Source organism: Nonomuraea sp. N2-4H (genome assembly GCF_045291505.1).
Taxonomy (GTDB): Bacteria; Actinomycetota; Actinomycetes; order Streptosporangiales; family Streptosporangiaceae; genus Nonomuraea; species Nonomuraea fastidiosa.
Window position 1 is genome coordinate 8020649 of the sequence record NZ_CP147987.1, and the last position, 14344, is coordinate 8034992.

The 14344-nt window shown below is 69.7% G+C and carries 16 protein-coding genes and 1 riboswitch; of the genes, 12 read left to right on the forward strand and 4 right to left on the reverse strand.

What is annotated here, in order from left to right; translation table 11 throughout:
• Nucleotides 1-220: 220 nt before the first annotated feature.
• From tilS to WBK31_RS37190, 9 genes are all read left to right on the forward strand, one after another.
• Nucleotides 221-1213, forward strand: coding sequence for a tRNA lysidine(34) synthetase TilS (gene tilS, locus WBK31_RS37150; protein WP_378785738.1), 993 nt, complete (start codon nt 221-223; stop codon nt 1211-1213).
• 10 nt (nt 1214-1223) lie between these two features.
• Nucleotides 1224-1775: a hypoxanthine phosphoribosyltransferase gene (hpt, locus tag WBK31_RS37155; protein ID WP_364064046.1), complete on the forward strand. Its 552-nt coding sequence runs from the start codon at nt 1224-1226 to the stop codon at nt 1773-1775.
• 252 nt (nt 1776-2027) lie between these two features.
• On the forward strand, nt 2028-4028 hold the full coding sequence (ftsH, locus tag WBK31_RS37160) for an ATP-dependent zinc metalloprotease FtsH (protein WP_364064043.1): 2001 nt from the start codon (nt 2028-2030) through the stop codon (nt 4026-4028).
• On the forward strand, nt 4025-4603 hold the full coding sequence (gene folE / locus WBK31_RS37165; protein ID WP_364064041.1) for a GTP cyclohydrolase I FolE: 579 nt from the start codon (nt 4025-4027) through the stop codon (nt 4601-4603). The genes ftsH and folE overlap by 4 nt, the downstream gene beginning before the upstream one ends.
• 120 nt (nt 4604-4723) lie before the next feature.
• Entirely contained in the window at nt 4724-5530 is an 807-nt protein-coding gene (gene folP / locus WBK31_RS37170; RefSeq protein ID WP_378790154.1) for a dihydropteroate synthase, read from the forward strand.
• Nucleotides 5527-5976 (forward strand): nuclear transport factor 2 family protein, encoded by a 450-nt coding sequence (locus WBK31_RS37175; RefSeq protein WP_364064036.1) that lies wholly within the window; start codon nt 5527-5529, stop codon nt 5974-5976. Before folP ends, WBK31_RS37175 begins: the two co-directional genes overlap by 4 nt.
• Entirely contained in the window at nt 5966-6331 is a 366-nt protein-coding gene (gene folB / locus WBK31_RS37180; protein WP_364064034.1) for a dihydroneopterin aldolase, read from the forward strand. Before WBK31_RS37175 ends, folB begins: the two co-directional genes overlap by 11 nt.
• Nucleotides 6328-6831 (forward strand): 2-amino-4-hydroxy-6-hydroxymethyldihydropteridine diphosphokinase, encoded by a 504-nt coding sequence (gene folK, locus WBK31_RS37185; RefSeq protein ID WP_364064031.1) that lies wholly within the window; start codon nt 6328-6330, stop codon nt 6829-6831. The genes folB and folK overlap by 4 nt, the downstream gene beginning before the upstream one ends.
• 32 nt (nt 6832-6863) lie before the next feature.
• The gene (locus WBK31_RS37190) at nt 6864-7289 is read left to right on the forward strand and encodes a DUF3180 domain-containing protein (RefSeq protein WP_406673921.1); all 426 of its coding nucleotides are present in this window, start codon (nt 6864-6866) and stop codon (nt 7287-7289) included.
• Here the strand turns inward: WBK31_RS37190 and WBK31_RS37195 are convergent.
• From WBK31_RS37195 to WBK31_RS37205, 3 genes are read right to left on the reverse strand one after another with little or no spacing between them, the layout of a single operon-like run.
• Entirely contained in the window at nt 7286-7471 is a 186-nt protein-coding gene (locus WBK31_RS37195; protein WP_364064025.1) for a hypothetical protein, read from the reverse strand. The two genes, WBK31_RS37190 and WBK31_RS37195, sit on opposite strands and share 4 nt — an antisense overlap.
• Nucleotides 7464-8591 carry an acyltransferase gene (locus WBK31_RS37200; RefSeq protein WP_406673922.1) on the reverse strand — a complete coding sequence of 376 codons (1128 nt, stop codon included), beginning with the start codon at nt 8589-8591 and terminating at the stop codon, nt 7464-7466. Before WBK31_RS37200 ends, WBK31_RS37195 begins: the two co-directional genes overlap by 8 nt.
• 10 nt (nt 8592-8601) lie before the next feature.
• The gene (locus tag WBK31_RS37205) at nt 8602-9747 is read right to left on the reverse strand and encodes an NADH-quinone oxidoreductase subunit D (RefSeq protein ID WP_364064020.1); all 1146 of its coding nucleotides are present in this window, start codon (nt 9745-9747) and stop codon (nt 8602-8604) included.
• Nucleotides 9748-9867: 120 nt separating this feature from the next.
• Here WBK31_RS37205 and WBK31_RS37210 point away from each other — a divergent pair, with 120 nt between their 5' ends.
• Nucleotides 9868-10548, forward strand: coding sequence for a DoxX family protein (locus tag WBK31_RS37210; protein ID WP_364064017.1), 681 nt, complete (start codon nt 9868-9870; stop codon nt 10546-10548).
• Between the two features lie 204 nt (nt 10549-10752).
• Here WBK31_RS37210 and WBK31_RS37215 read toward each other — a convergent pair whose 3' ends face one another.
• A complete protein-coding gene (locus tag WBK31_RS37215; protein WP_378785737.1) occupies nt 10753-12048 on the reverse strand; it encodes an aminotransferase class V-fold PLP-dependent enzyme in 1296 nt (431 codons plus the stop codon).
• Nucleotides 12049-12093: 45 nt separating this feature from the next.
• A riboswitch (SAM riboswitch) is annotated at nt 12094-12209 on the reverse strand.
• Between the two features lie 112 nt (nt 12210-12321).
• Here WBK31_RS37215 and WBK31_RS37220 point away from each other — a divergent pair.
• Nucleotides 12322-13068 carry a TerC family protein gene (locus tag WBK31_RS37220; protein WP_406673923.1) on the forward strand — a complete coding sequence of 249 codons (747 nt, stop codon included), beginning with the start codon at nt 12322-12324 and terminating at the stop codon, nt 13066-13068.
• On the forward strand, nt 13068-14264 hold the full coding sequence (locus tag WBK31_RS37225) for a cytochrome P450 (RefSeq protein ID WP_378785736.1): 1197 nt from the start codon (nt 13068-13070) through the stop codon (nt 14262-14264). The genes WBK31_RS37220 and WBK31_RS37225 overlap by 1 nt, the downstream gene beginning before the upstream one ends.
• Nucleotides 14265-14344 lie beyond the last annotated feature (80 nt).

Genomic DNA, 14344 nt, shown 5'->3' on the forward strand with positions numbered 1-14344 from the left:
CCCGGGGCTCGCCCGCCTCAGTGGAGGAAAACGCCTGCGGCTTGCGGGCGGTGACCCGCACAGGGGAGGCGGTACGCGGGCTTCCGAGGTGACGCCTTCGGGCTGGAGCGGCGACGGCTTCGGCAGCTGAGTCGCCGTCGGGCACGCACGCTTTGGGCTCGCTCTGCTCCGTCAGGGCTGACCCATCCGAGCGCCGTGCGCGGGGCGGGAGAATGGGGGCGTGGGTCCGCATCCGGCTGTTGCCGACGTTCGCAGGGCCGTGCGGGAGGCGTTGGCCGATGTGCCGCACGGCGCGCTGGTTCTCGTGGCCTGTAGCGGCGGGGCCGACTCGCTGGCGCTGGCGGCGGCGACGGGGTTCGTGGCGCCGCGCATGAAGCTGAGAGCCGGGCTGGTGACCGTTGATCATCAGCTCCAGGAAGGCTCGGGAGAGCGGGCCGCGGAGGTGGTGGCGCTCGGCGCGAAGCTGGGGCTGGAGCCGGCGGAGGCGATCGCCGTGACGGTCGGTACGAACGGCGGCCCGGAGGCGGCGGCCAGGGAGGCGAGGTACGCGGCGCTGGCGGAGGCGGCCGACCGGCTGGCGGCGGAGGCGGTGCTGCTCGGCCACACCCGCGACGACCAGGCGGAGACGGTGCTGCTGGGCCTGGCCAGGGGCAGCGGTACGCGCAGCCTGTCGGGGATGGCGGCCGTGACGGGACGCTACCGCCGCCCGTTCCTGGGCATCCCGCGGAAAACGACGAGAGCTGCCTGCGAGGCGCTCGGCCTGACCCCCTGGGACGACCCGCACAACGAGGATCCCAGGTTCACGAGGGTGCGGGTCCGCAGGAGGGTGCTGCCGGTCCTGGAGGAGGAGCTGGGCCCGGGGGTGGCGGAGGCGCTCGCGCGGACGGCCGCGCTGGCCCGGGAGGACGCGGACGCGCTCGACGCGTGGGCGGACACGGCGTACGGAAATTGCGCTCTTAGCGATATCGGCGGGTCGGTACGGCTGGAGGTGGCGGAGCTGGAGAAGCTGCCCGACGCCGTCAGGCGGCGGGTGGTGCGCAGGGCGGCGATCGCGGCGGGAGCGCCGTCCGGCGCGCTTTCGGCCACCCACGTGCTGGCCGTGGACCGGCTCATCACGCACTGGCGCGGGCAGAAAGCGGTGGACCTGCCCGGGGGTCTGTCGGCCGTGCGGCGGTATGGCACCCTGATATTCGCCATCAGTCCCATCCCGTAAGGAACCACAGGTGGACGCTGCCGACATGGGCAATGACCTGGAAAAGGTACTCATTCCCGAGGACGAGCTCCAGGCGAAGATCAAAGAACTCGCGGCCCGCATAGATGAGGATTACGCGGGCAAGGAAGTGCTGCTCGTTGGCGTGCTCAAGGGCGCGGTCATGGTCATGGCCGACCTGGCCAGAGCGTTGCACGTGCCGGTGCAGATGGACTGGATGGCGGTGTCGTCGTACGGGGCGGGCACCAAGTCGTCCGGCGTCGTACGCGTGCTGAAAGACCTTGACACTGACATCATGAACCGCCATGTGCTGATCGTCGAGGACATCATCGACTCGGGCCTGACCCTGCACTGGCTGCTGGAAAACCTGAAGTCGCGCAATCCGGCGTCGCTGGAGATCTGCGCCGCGCTGCGGAAACCCGACGCGGTCAAGGTGCCGATCGACGTCAAATACGTCGGCTTCGACATTCCCAGCGAGTTCGTCATCGGTTATGGGCTCGACTACGCGGAGCGATACCGCAACCTGCCGTTCATCGGCACCCTCGCTCCGCACGTATATCGATAACGGATAGGGCCCTCCGTTCCGGCAATGGCCGGGAACATGGCGCAACCTGACGTACGTTGATAGGGCAAGGCCGGTGTAGCGGGCGGGGTCCCTCCGTGCGCTTCGCCGGTGTACCTTCAGACTCCGGGAGGGTGACCCCGTGTCCCCTTCGGGTAGTCAGAAGTCGCGGTGTCGGATGCCGCGGCCCCGGGCGTGCCCGGGGTTCCAGGCCATGGTCAGGAAGGGACGGGCCCGCAAGGGGTTCCGCATCGGATGGATCTCAAGCGATTTACACGTGGGCCACTGCTGTGGATCCTGGGCATCGTCGTGCTGCTCCTCCTCGTCACCCAGCTCTGGAGTGGCGGTGGAAATTACAAGTCGGCCGACACGTCCTTGGTTCTTCAGCAGATTCGCGCCGGAAACGTCAGCAACGCCAAGATCGTCGACAAGGACAACCGGATCGAGGTGAAGCTCATCAACCCGGTCGCGGTTGAGCCGGGCGGCACTCCGACCAACCTCATCCAGTCCGACTGGGTCACCGGCTACGGCAGCAAGCTGACCGACGAGCTGCAGGCCCAGGTCGACGCCGGCAAGACCAAGAGCTTCACGACCGAGGTGCCGCAGGAGAACGTCCTGCTGAGCCTGCTGGTCAGCTTCCTGCCGATCGTCATCATCGTGCTGATCTTCCTGTTCATCATGAACCAGATGCAGGGCGGCGGCTCGCGGGTGATGAACTTCGGCAAGTCGAAGGCGAAGCTCATCACGAAAGACACCCCCAAGACCACGTTCGCCGATGTCGCGGGTGCGGATGAGGCCATCGAGGAGCTGCAGGAGATCAAGGAGTTCCTGCAGGCCCCGGCGAAGTTCCAGGCGATCGGCGCCAAGATCCCCAAGGGCGTGCTGCTCTACGGCCCGCCCGGCACCGGTAAGACCCTGCTGGCCCGCGCGGTCGCCGGTGAGGCCGGGGTGCCGTTCTACTCGATCTCGGGTTCCGACTTCGTCGAGATGTTCGTCGGTGTCGGCGCCTCCCGCGTGCGCGACCTGTTCGAGCAGGCGAAGGCCAACGCCCCCGCGATCATCTTCATCGACGAGATCGACGCCGTCGGCCGCCACCGCGGCGCCGGCCTGGGCGGCGGTCACGACGAGCGCGAGCAGACGCTCAACCAGCTCCTCGTCGAGATGGACGGCTTCGACGTCAAGGGCGGCGTGATCCTCATCGCCGCGACCAACAGGCCCGACATCCTCGACCCCGCGCTGCTGCGTCCCGGCCGTTTCGACCGGCAGGTCACGGTCGACCGCCCCGACCTGGAGGGCCGCAAGGGCATCCTCAAGGTCCACGGCCGCGGCAAGCCGTTCGCGCCCGACGTCGACCTCGACGTCATCGCGCGCCGCACGCCCGGGTTCACCGGCGCCGACCTGGCCAACGTGATCAACGAGGCGGCCCTGCTCACCGCACGGGCCGACCAGAAGCTGATCACGATGGACGTCCTCGAGGAGTCGATCGACCGCGTCATGGCAGGGCCCGAGCGTAAGAGCCGGGTCATGTCCGACAAGGAAAAGAAGATGATCGCCTACCACGAGGGCGGTCACGCGCTGGTGGCGCACGCGCTGCCCAACTCCGACCCGGTGCACAAGATCACGATCCTGTCCCGCGGCCGGGCGCTCGGTTACACGATGACGCTGCCGATGGAGGACAAGTTCCTGGCCACCAGGTCGGAGATGATGGACCAGCTCGCGATGCTGCTGGGCGGCCGCGCGGCGGAGGAGCTCGTCTTCCACGAGCCCACCACCGGCGCCTCCAACGACATCGAGAAGGCCACGGCCGTCGCCCGCCGCATGGTGACCGAGTACGGCATGAGCGAGCAGCTCGGCGCCCGTAAGTTCGGCACCGGCCAGGCGGAGGTGTTCCTGGGCCGCGAGATGGGCCACGAGCGCGACTACTCCGAGAAGATCGCCTCCACGATCGACGAGGAGGTCCGCCGGATGATCGAGACGGCGCACGACCAGGCGTGGGACATCCTGGTCGAATACCGCGACGTGCTCGACAACCTGGTGCTGGAGCTCATGGAGAAGGAGACCCTCTCCCGTGAGCAGGTGCTGGAGATCTTCGCCCCCGTGGTGGTCAAGGAGCACCGCCCGTCCTACGCCGGCTACGGCAAGCGGCTGCCCTCCGACCGGCCGCCCATCCTGACCCCGAAGGAGCAGTCGGCCAACGGCTCGCTCACCACGGGCGGTCAGAAGGACGCGCTGCCCTCGGGGGACAGTACGTCGTGACGCAGCACGCCGTTGACCTCGGGCGGATCGAGAAGGCCGTTCGGGAGATCCTCTACGCCATCGGCGAGGACCCCGACCGCGACGGCCTGATCGAGACGCCCGCCAGGGTCGCCCGCGCGATGGCCGAGCAGTATTCCGGGCTCGGCCAGACGCCGGAGGACGTGCTCAACAAGGTGTTCGACGTCGATCACGACGAGATGGTGCTCGTACGCGACATCGAGGTCTACTCGACCTGCGAGCACCACCTCGTCCCGTTCCACGGCCTGGCCCACGTCGGCTACATCCCCAACGAGAAGGGCCAGGTCACGGGGCTGTCGAAGCTGGCCAGGCTGGTCGACGTGTTCGCCCGCAGGCCGCAGGTGCAGGAGCGGATGACCTCGCAGATCGCCGACGCGCTCATGCGGGTGCTGGAGCCGCGCGGGGTCATCGTGGTCGTGGAGTGCGAGCACCTGTGCATGACGATGCGCGGCGTGCGCAAGCCGGGCGCCAAGACCGTCACATCGGCCGTGCGCGGCGACTTCCGTACCAGTGACAAGACCCGGTCCGAGGCCATGGCGCTCATCCTTGGGCGCTGATCTGCTCGCGCGCGGCGAACGAGGTACCCACGATGTCAGCAGGTGCGAAGAAGCGCCTAGGCTTGGCCCATGACTAGCGTGCCCATCAGCGTGCCGGGAGGTGCGGAGCGGTGCCTCGTCATGGGTGTGGTCAACGTGACGCCCGACTCCTTCTCCGACGGCGGCAAGTGGTTCGACCCTGACGCCGCCATCCAGCACGGCTTCGACCTGGTGCGCGAGGGCGCCGACATCGTCGACGTGGGCGGCGAGTCCACCCGTCCGGGCGCGGCCAGGGTGTCGCAGGAGGAGGAGCTGGCCCGGGTGGTCCCGGTGATCCGGGAGCTGGCCGCCGGCGGGGTGGTGGTCAGCGTCGACACCATGCGCGCCGAGGTCGCGAAGGCGGCCGTGGAGGCGGGGGCGCGGCTGGTCAACGACGTGAGCGGCGGCCTCGCCGACCCGGAGATGCCGCGCGTGGTGGCCGCGACCGGCGTCGCCTACGTGGTCATGCACTGGCGTGGCCACAGCCATGACATGGACAGCCGCGCCATCTACACCGACGTGGTGACGGAGGTGCGCGAAGAGCTGAGCAAGCGGGTCGATCTGGTGCTGGCCGAGGGCGTGACGGAGGAGCAGATCGTGCTCGACCCGGGTCTCGGGTTCGCCAAGAACGCCGAGCACAACTGGGCGCTGCTGGCCGGCATCCCGCACCTGGCCGAGCTGGGTTTCCCGCTGCTCATCGGGGCTTCACGCAAGCGGTTCCTGGGGCGCCTGCTGGCCGATCCCGACGGCACGCCCAGGCCGTTCAGCCGCTGCGACGACGCCACGCTGGCAGTGACCGCGCTGGCCGCCCAGGCCGGAGCCTGGTGCGTACGCGTGCACGAGGTAGGTCCCAACGCCGATGCCGTGCGCGTGGCCGCCGCATGGAAGAGAGCCGGAGCAGGCACATGAGCAGCGTCGACACCGCCGCCGTCGAGACGGTCAACCAGGAGTTCTACGCCGCCATCGAAAGCGGCGACCTGGACAAGATGACCGAGATCTGGGCCGAGGACACCGCCGACGACCAGGTGAGCTGCGTCCACCCGGGCTGGACCCTGCTGACGGGCCGGTCCGAGGTGCTGCGGTCGTGGGCCCTGATCATGGCCAACACCACCTACATCCAGTTCGTGCTGACCGACGTCAACACCACCGTGCTGGGCGATGTGGCCGTCCTGACCTGCGTGGAGAACATCCTGACCGCGGGAGAGGAGGGCGAGGCGAGCTTCGCCGCGGGCAAGGTGGTGGCGAGCAACGTCTACATCCGCACCCCGCAGGGCTGGCGGTTGTGGATGCACCACGGGTCGCCGGTGCTGCAGGCCGACGACGACGATGAGGAGGAAGGCGAGCTTGAGCGCTGACCGCATCACCCTCAAGGGCCTGCGCGCCAGGGGGAGGCACGGCGTGCTCGCTGCGGAGCGTGATTTGGGGCAGGAGTTCGTCGTGGACGCCACCCTGTACCTCGACACCGCGCCGGCGGCGGCGGGCGACGACCTCACCAAGACCGTTCACTACGGGGAGCTCGCGCAGGAGCTGGCCGCGGTGGTGGAGGGCGAGCCGGTCGCGCTGATCGAGACGCTCGCGCAGCGCCTGGCGGACGTGTGCCTGGCCAACGAGCTGGTGCACAAGGTCGAGGTGAGCGTGCACAAACCGGCGGCGCCGATCCCGCTGCCGTTCGACGACGTGATCGTGACCATCGAGCGGAGCCGCGCATGAAGGTGGTGCTCTCACTCGGCAGCAACCTGGGGCGCAGGTTCACGACCCTCCAGGGGGCGCTGGACACCCTGTTCGACGCCCCTGGGCTGGAGTTCGTCAAGGCGTCCCCGGTCTACGAGACCGACCCCGTGGGCGGCCCAGGCGGGCAGCGGCCGTACCTCAACGCGATCGTCATCGCGGAGACCACGCTGGAGCCGCGCACGCTCCTTGAGCGGGCGCTGAGCGTGGAGAACGCGTTCGGCCGCGAGCGCCTTGAGCGCTGGGGCCCGCGTACCCTCGACATCGACCTGATCGTGGTGGGCGACGTCGTCTCCGACGACCCCGAGCTGACGCTGCCGCATCCCCGGGCGCACGAGCGGGCGTTCGTGCTGGTGCCGTGGGCGGCCGCCGACCCCGAGGGGGAGCTGCCCGGCAAGGGCACGGTGGCCGGGCTGCTCGAAGGGCTCGATCGGCGGGGCGTGCGCCTGCGTGAGGATCTCAAGCTGCAGAGGCCCGATTGAAGCCAACGTCTCCTGGTCCCCTCGTCGGCATTTTGATCATCGTCGCCCTGGCGACCTGGGCGGCGATCATGATGGGCGACTACGGCGGGTGGCCGGTGCTGCCGTGGACCGCGATCCCCACGCTGCTGCTGCTGGCGCTCGGCGAGGGCTACAGCGGCTGGGCCACCAAGGCCAGGATCGCGCGCAAGCCCGGCACCAAGCCGGTCGAGCCGCTCGCGGTGGCCCGCCTCGCGGCGCTGGCCAAGGCGTCGGCGTACGCGGGCGCGGTCTTCGGCGGCATCTTCGCCGGCTTCGCGCTGCACACCGTGCAGCTCCTCGACCGCGAGACGCCGCGCGGTGAGTTCTTCATCGCGACGGGCTCGCTCGTGTCGTGCGTACTGCTCGTCTGCGCCGCGCTTTACCTGGAGCACTGCTGCAAGGTGCCGAAGAAGCCCGAGGACGAGGAGCCGCGCGACTAGCGCTCGCCGGGCTGGCCCTCCTCGATGGCCCGCTGCGCGGCGGCGAGGCGGTCGTGCCACATCTCGCGCTGCAGCAGGCGCAGCGCGCGGCGCAGCACGTCGCTGGGCCGCTCACCTTCCCGCAACGCGGTACGGATGATCCGCTCGTCTTCGGCGTTGGCCCGGAAGGCGATCTCAGCCATGCCTTGAGCTTATGGACCCGCCGACGGCCTTGTCCTGCGTTTGACGGACGGGCGCGCGGCGGCGGCCGAAGAGGTAGATGACGGGGGCGGTGCAGATCAGCGGGCCGATGACGGCGAGCGGGCGTTCGAGCCACCACACGAGGTCGGGCGGGATCCGGTCGCCGAGGGTACCGAACAGCCACCACGACAGGCCGAGCGAGATGGCCATGCCGGTGGTGTGGAAGAGGAACAGCGGCAGCGAGTAGCGGTTGATGAACTCGTTGAGCCGCCGCCAGCGCGGACGCTCCAGCACCCGCTCCATGGCGGGGCGCAGCACCTCGACCAGCCCGATCTGGAACAGCAGCAGCGCGACGATGACGAACGTGGGCGGCGCCATGTTCGACCACTTGTCGCCCGGCACGCCCACCATCGAGCCCGGGTAGATGCCGGAGTACACCAGCCCGAACAGCGCGAAGAAGCCGGTCCACAGCAGCGCGGCGTCGTAACGCCTGGGCAGCTCCACGACCCGGTCGTAGAAGAAGCCCGCCTGGTGCGCCAGCCCCCACACGACGATCATGTTGAGCCAGCCGACCCAGTCGAGGTCGTAGCGGAAGCGCAGCACGTCCACCACGAGGGCGGCGCCGCCGAGCCAGATCAGCGCGAGCACGTCGTAGCGGCGGTGCAGCCACAGCGCGACCGGCAGCAGCGCGATGAGCACGAGATAGACGGCGAGGAACCACAGCGGGCTGAGCACCAGCAGCACCACCCGCCACATCCAGTCCACTTCGAAGGTGTACGTCACCATCGCCCCGATGACGACCCACACCCCGGACAGAAACAGCGCGGGTAAGGCGAGCGCGCGGATGCGGCGCAGCACGAACGCGCCGATGCCGACGCCGCGCTCCTTGGCCCGGTGCCAGGACAGCAGGTGCACGTGGCCGCCGACGTAGAAGAACAGCGGCAGCACCTGCAGCAGCCAGGTGAGGATCCACAGGCCCGAGGTGAAGCCGAGCGGGCTGGTGGGTTCGGGGCCGGACGGCTTCCATTCGAGGATGGTGAACGCCCAGTGCCACACCACCACCACGACCAGGCTGATCGCGCGGAGCCAGTCGATGTACTTGTCGCGTTGCCGCCCTGTCACTGCCGCCCTGTCACTTGTCGATGTCACCCACGACGAAGAACATCGAGCCGAGGATGGCGACCATGTCGGCGACCACGTGTCCCGGCAGCATCTCCCTCAGCACCTGGATGTTGTTGTACGACGCCGAGCGCAGCTTGAGCCGCCACGGCGTCTTGTCGCCCCTCGAGACCAGGTAGTAGCCGTTGATGCCGAGCGGGTTCTCCGTCCACGCGTACGTGTGGCCCTCCGGCACCTTCAGCACCTTCGGCAGCCGCTGGTTGATCGGCCCCGGCGGCAGCTCGCGCAGCCGCTCGACGCACGCGTCCGCCAGGTCGAGCGAGACCTTGAGCTGGTCGAACAGCACCTCGAAGCGCGCGTGGCAGTCGCCCGCGCCACGCGTGACGACCTTCACCGGCAGCTCGCCATAGGCCAGGTACGGATCGTCGCGCCGCAGGTCGAAGTCCACTCCGGAGGCGCGGGCGATGGGGCCGCTGACGCCGTACTGCATGATCTGCTCGCGCGTCAGCACCCCCACCCCCTTGGTACGGGCGATGAAGATCTCGTTGTGCAGGATGAGGTTCTCGATGTCCGGCACCCGGCGGCGGGTCTCGGCGACGGCCGCCGACACCCGATCCAGCCAGCCCAGCGGCAGGTCCTCCTTCAGGCCGCCGACCCGGTTGAACATGTAGTGCATGCGCCCGCCGGAGATCTCCTCCATGACCGCCTGGATGCGCTCACGCTCGTTGAACGCGTAGAACAGCGGCGTCATCGCGCCCAGCTCCAGCGGGTAGGAGCCGAGGAACATCAGGTGGTTGAGCACGCGGTTGAGCTCGGCCAGCAGCGTACGGGCCCAGACGGCGCGCACGGGCGGCTCCATGCCGAGCATGCGTTCGGCGGCGATGACCACGCCCAGCTCGTTCGCGAAGCCCGACAGCCAGTCGTGCCGGTTGGCGAGCATGATGATCTGACGGTAGTCGCGCACCTCGAACAGCTTCTCCGCGCCGCGGTGCATGTAGCCGACGATCGGCTCGGCGGCGGTGATGCGCTCGCCGTCGAGCGTCAGCCGCAGCCGCAGCACGCCGTGGGTGGACGGGTGCTGCGGACCGATGTTGAGGATCATGTCCTCGGTGGCCAGCTCTTTAGCTCCCGCGCCGATTCCGACCACACGTTCCGTCATACGGCCATGCTCCCACCGTCGTCACCGGTGATCCAGCAGGGGGGTTGGTCAAGAGATGGTATGCGATGGCATCCCGTAGGCGGACACGGGGAGGAATAGCTGGAACGGGGGAGAAGGACCATGAAGAGAGTTCTCTTCGATATCGCGGCCCTGATCGCGCGCATCGTGACCGGCGTGATCTTCGTCGCGCACGGATGGCAGAAGTGGCAGGGCGGGCACGCCGCGATCGCGGCGGGATTCGGCGAGATGGGCATCCCGATGCCCGAGCTTGCCGCGGGCTACGCCATGGTCGTCGAGCTCATCGGTGGGGTGCTGCTCATCCTCGGGGCGTTGGTCCGGCCGGTGGCGCTGCTGCTGCTGATCAACATGATCGGCGCGGTCGTCTTCGCGCACTCGGGCAAGGGCCTCTTCGTGGACGAAGGCGGCTGGGAGCTCGCGGGGGCGCTCGCCGCGCTCTGCCTGTTGTTCGTCGCGCTGGGCGGCGGGCGCATCGGCATCGACGGCATCTTCGGCCGCATGTGGCGCAAGCGGCACGAACGCGCGGACGAGGACTTGGCGTCCCAGCAGACGGGCCGGAGCGGTGCCACCTCTGCGGGCTATGGCGCGGGCGGGCCGACCACGCCCGCCAGGTCCGCCACCACCGAGCAGCCGGAGGTGCCTCGGCAGCAGACGGCGCCCCACCACGAGCCTGGTGGGTCCCGGCAGGACCGGGCGAGCCGGCTCAGCGACGACGACATGCGGGAGATCGACTCCCTGGTCGCCGACGAGCCGCCCCAGCACCGCAAGCCGCCGAACCGCTGACTCGCCGAACCGCCGACCTGCCGACCCGGCGACCCGCTGACTCGCCGACCCGGCGACCCGGCGACCCGCTGACCTGCCGAACCGCCTGACCCGGCGAACTACCGACCCGGCGACCCGCTGACCCGGTGGCCGCCGAGCCGCGCTTCCGGTCTGCGCGTCTGCGGGCTCACGTCCGGAATGAGCGCCCGAGAACCCCGCGCACGGTCAGCGGGAGACCAGGTCGCGCAGGGCCGACACGAGCCGGTCCACGTGCTCCTGCGTGGTGCCGATGCCGATCGAGGCCCGTACGGCGGAGGCGGTGCCGTCCTCGCAGCCCCCGTCGGAGGCGCCCAGCAGGTGGCGGACGAACGGGTGCGCGCAGAACTTCCCGTCGCGCACCCCGATGCCGTACTCGCCGGACAGCACCTCGGCCACCTCCCGCGCCGAGTAGCCGTCCACGGTGAACGACACGATGCCGACCCGGGGGTGGTCGGGGCCCCACAGCGACAGCTCGCGCACCCCGTCGATCGAGGCCAGCCCGGCGCGCAGCCGGGCGAGCAGCCGCTCCTCCTCGCGGACCAGCTCCGTCCAGCCGGTCGCGGTCAGCGCGTCGCAGGCCGCGGCCAGCGCGATGGCGCCCAGCACGTTGGGGGTGCCGGCCTCGTGGCGCGGCTCGGGGTCGTCGTGCCACTCGACGCTCTCGCCGACCGAGCGCACCGCGCCGCCGCCCTTCAGGTACGGCTCGCCAGCGGCCAGCCAGTCCCGCCGCCCGACCAGCGCGCCCGCGCCGAACGGCGCGTACAGCTTGTGGCCTGAGAAGGCGATGTAGTCGAGGTCGAGCGCGGTGAGGTTGAGCTTCCTGTGCGGTACGTACTGCGCCGCGTCCACGAAGATCCGCGCGCCGTGCCGGTGCGCGATGTGGGCCAGGGCCGCGATGGGCCACAGCTCGCCGGTGACGTTGGATGCGGCGGTGACGACGAGCAGCTTGGGCCCGTCGATGGCGGCCAGCGTCTCGTCGGCGGCGCGGACCGCCTCGCCGGGGAAGGCGGGCGGCGCCAGCCGGACGGCGTTCGGCCAGGGCAGGAGCGAGGCGTGGTGCTCGGTGTCGAAGACGACCGTGGTGCAGCCCTCGGGCAGGCAGCCGGCCAGCAGGTTCGTGGCGTCGGTGGTGTTGCGGGTGAAGATCACCGCGTCGTCGGGGCGGGCGCCGACGAAGGCGCGTACGGTGTGGCGGGCCTGCTCGTAGCGGGCGGTGGTGAGCTGCGATGCGTAGCCCGCGCCGCGGTGGACGCTGGAGTAAGCCGGAAGCGCGGCGGTGACGGCGGCGCTGACCGGCTCGAGACAGGGGGCGCTGGCGGCGTAGTCGAGGTTGGCGTATCCGACCAGGCGGCCGCCCTTGACCGGCACCTCGAGGTCGGCGCCCAGGACGGCGGGGATCGGCCGGCGCTGCTGCGTGGCGGTGGCGGAGCTCTCCTCAGCGGTGGCGGCGCGGCCGGAGTTGAAGATCGTCAGAGTGGACACGGCAAACCTCCTTCGGGACCATCGGGCCCCTGGAAGCAGCCACGGAGCCCGCGCTTGCCCGCCACACCTCGTGACGGACCAGGTCTTCACCCGGGGCACCCCGCCGCGGACGCGAGGGTTGCCGGCCAGCTAGCCGGGGCTTGACGCTGGCGCTCATGACCTACGGGCTGAACTATAACCGACAGCCCGGCAGGAATCGCAAGGGCGAACTTATGTGACCTCCGACTCGTTGCTACCGGATATCCGACAGCACCCGAGTCATGGAGGTACCCGATGCTCGACTGGGTGGCCGACCCGCAGATCTGGATCGGCTTCTTAACCTTGGTCGCCCTGGAGATCGTGCTGGGGATCGACAACATCATCTTCATCTCCATCCTCGCCGGGAAGCTGCCGCCCGAGCGGCGCGACCGCGCCCGGGTGCTCGGCCTCAGCGCGGCCCTGGTGAGCCGGTTGCTCCTGCTGCTCGGCCTGTCGTGGGTGGTGCGGCTCACCGATCCGCTGTTCGCCGTCTTCGGCCATGAGATCTCCGGACGCGACCTGATCCTGCTGCTCGGTGGCCTGTTCCTGCTCGGCAAGAGCGTCACCGAGATCCACCACAACATGGAGGCACCGCACGAGGAGGAGGGCGGCAAGAAGGTCGCGGCCACCTCGTTCGCCTCCGTGATCCTGCAGATCATGGTGCTGGACATCGTCTTCTCGCTCGACTCGGTGATCACTGCGGTCGGCATGGTCGACGAGCTGGGCGTGATGATCGCGGCCGTCATCGTGGCGGTGGCCGTGATGCTCTTCGCGTCCGGGCCGATCAGCCGGTTCGTCGACAGCCACCCCACGATCAAGATGCTGGCGCTGGCGTTCCTGGTGCTCATCGGCGTGATGCTCGTCGCCGAGGGTCTCGACCAGCACATCCCGAAGGGTTACATCTACTTCGCGATGGCGTTCTCTGTCGTGGTGGAGCTGCTCAACATCCGGGTACGGAGCAGGCACGCGAAGAAGGAGCAGGTCACTCCTAAGATGAAATAGTGGGCTTTGATCCTTGGAATCCGGATTTCGTAGCGCATCCCTACGGGGTCTACGACGAGTTGCGGCGCGAGTCGCCCGTGACGTACTTCGAGCCGACCAATCAGTGGCTCATCGCGCGGCACGCCGACGTGAACGCGCTGCTCAGAGACCGCCGGCTGGGCCGCTCGTACCTGCACGTGGCGACCCACGAGGAGTTCGGCAGGCCGCCGGAGCCGGAGTTCCAGGAGCCGTTCTGGCGCGTGATCAGGGCGGGCATGCTCGACGTGGAACCGCCGGTGCACACGAGGCTGCGCCGGTTGGTCTCCAAGGCGTTCACGCCGCGCATGGTCGAGTCGCTGCGGCCCCGCGTCAGATCCATCGCGCGTGAGCTGGTGGACGCGTACGTGGAGAAGGGCGGCGGCGACCTCATCGCCGAGGTCGCCGAGCCGCTGCCGGTCACCGTCATCGCGGAGATGCTCGGCATCCCCGAGAGCGACCGCCACCTGCTGCGCCCCTGGTCGGCCGACATCTGCGGCATGTACGAGCTCAACCCCACCCTGGAGGCCCAGCACACCGCCGTACGCGCGGCGTCGGAGTTCGCCGACTACCTCAAGGCCCTGGCCGCCGAGCGCCGCGCCGCTCCCGGCGACGACCTCATCAGCGCGCTCACCCAGATCGACGAGCTGACCGAGGACGAGCTGGTCGGCACCTGCGTGCTGCTGCTCAACGCCGGTCACGAGGCCACCGTGAACGTCACGGGCAACGGCTGGTGGTCGCTGTTCCGCAACCCCGGCGAGCTGGCCAGGCTGCGGGCCGATCGCTCGCTGCTGCCCACCGCCGTCGAGGAGCTGCTGCGGTGGGACACGCCGCTGCAGATGTTCGAGCGGTGGGTGCTCGAGGACATCGAGGTGCACGGCGTACGCATCCCGCGCGGCTCCGAGGTGGCCCTGCTGTTCGGCTCGGCCAACCGCGACCCCGAGGTGTTCGACGACCCTGACCGGCTCGATGTGGGGCGCGCCGACAACCCGCACATCTCGTTCGGGGCCGGCATCCACTTCTGCCTGGGCGCGCCGCTGGCCAGGATCGAGCTGGCCGAGTCGTTCGGCGCGCTGCTCGACCGCACGGCCGAGCTGGAGCTGCGTGAAGAGCCCGAGTGGAAGCCCGGGTACGTCATCCGCGGCCTGCGCGCACTCCAACTCACCGCCATCCCCGCCTGAGCACCCCGCTTCAGCCGCCCGCCCCTCCGCCACCCCGCACCCCTGCCGGCCCGCACCCCTGCCTGCCCATGCGCCTGCCG

Coding starts and splice junctions, on each gene's coding strand:
- WBK31_RS37220 (WP_406673923.1), top strand. CDS start 12,322: ATGCTCGACTGGGTGGCCGACCCGCAGATCTGGATCGGCTTCTTAACC.
- WBK31_RS37210 (WP_364064017.1), top strand. CDS start 9,868: ATGAAGAGAGTTCTCTTCGATATCGCGGCCCTGATCGCGCGCATCGTG.
- WBK31_RS37205 (WP_364064020.1), bottom strand. CDS start 9,747: ATGACGGAACGTGTGGTCGGAATCGGCGCGGGAGCTAAAGAGCTGGCC.
- WBK31_RS37195 (WP_364064025.1), bottom strand. CDS start 7,471: ATGGCTGAGATCGCCTTCCGGGCCAACGCCGAAGACGAGCGGATCATC.
- folP (WP_378790154.1), top strand. CDS start 4,724: ATGGGTGTGGTCAACGTGACGCCCGACTCCTTCTCCGACGGCGGCAAG.
- ftsH (WP_364064043.1), top strand. CDS start 2,028: ATGGATCTCAAGCGATTTACACGTGGGCCACTGCTGTGGATCCTGGGC.
- WBK31_RS37175 (WP_364064036.1), top strand. CDS start 5,527: ATGAGCAGCGTCGACACCGCCGCCGTCGAGACGGTCAACCAGGAGTTC.
- folK (WP_364064031.1), top strand. CDS start 6,328: ATGAAGGTGGTGCTCTCACTCGGCAGCAACCTGGGGCGCAGGTTCACG.